A 231-nucleotide genomic window follows, 5' to 3' on the forward strand; every position below is an offset into this window, starting at 1 on the left:
TGGATAAGTGGGGGGCGACTTTGGAGGGGATGATTGGGGCAGAAATTGAGCGGGTAACGCAGCAGTTGGCGAGTCGAATTAAGGAGTTAGATGAGCGTTATGCGGAACCTTTACCCCAATTAGTGGATGAGGTGGAGAGGTTAGCGAGTCGGGTTGATGACCATTTGCGGAAAATGGGAATTGGATAATTGATATAGCGGTTCCTGGACTCATGAGGTAAAGCCCTCACCC

The 231-nt window shown here is 50.2% G+C and carries 1 protein-coding gene; it reads left to right on the forward strand.

What is annotated here, in order from left to right; translation table 11 throughout:
* Positions 1–188: hypothetical protein (locus tag B9T16_RS29830; RefSeq protein ID WP_410246511.1), on the forward strand; the 188-nt coding region annotated here is incomplete at its 5' end.
* Positions 189–231 lie beyond the last annotated feature (43 nt).

The sequence above is a fragment of the Arthrospira sp. PCC 8006 genome (genome assembly GCF_046480465.1).
Classification (GTDB): domain Bacteria; phylum Cyanobacteriota; class Cyanobacteriia; order Cyanobacteriales; family Microcoleaceae; genus Limnospira; species Limnospira platensis.